This is a genomic window from Macrococcus hajekii, assembly GCF_004359505.1.
In the GTDB taxonomy this organism is placed as follows: Bacteria; Bacillota; Bacilli; order Staphylococcales; family Staphylococcaceae; genus Macrococcus; species Macrococcus hajekii.
Window position 1 is genome coordinate 1 of record NZ_SCWE01000036.1, and the last position, 395, is coordinate 395.

Here is a 395-nt window from a genome sequence, read left to right on the forward strand (position 1 = left end):
GTATTAATTAAATTGCCATCTTCAGCATCGTCTAAGTTTAAAATTTTATGTTTTTATTTAAGCAATCCACCATAACTTAACATACGTTTTCGATACAAATCTTTTTCTAGATCACTGACAATTTCTTGATTTTTTCATCGCTATCAGTTAAAAAGTCAGATGATTTAACGAAATATTTTGATGTATCTTTGATTGTTATAAAATCATTTGAATGATTGATTAAAGATATTATATTGTTTCATGTTTTTACGGCGCATATAAAGTGCATGTGTTTCTTCAAATTCAGTTAAAATTGTTTGCATTAAATAACCTTGCATTGACTTGAATGATTACTAATTTCATTTTCGGACTCTATATCATTCAAGTCATTCATATCATTTATTTCAGTATTGTTA

Annotated in this window: 2 pseudogenes; both read right to left on the reverse strand. The window is 25.8% G+C overall.

Annotated elements, in window-relative coordinates:
* Positions 1–56 precede the first annotated feature (56 nt).
* Positions 57–193, reverse strand: a pseudogene (locus ERX37_RS11685) (protein rep); the annotation flags it as partial.
* A gap of 10 nt (positions 194–203) precedes the next feature.
* Positions 204–329: pseudogene (locus ERX37_RS11750) on the reverse strand (replication initiator protein A); the annotation flags it as partial.
* Positions 330–395: the final 66 nt, after the last annotated feature.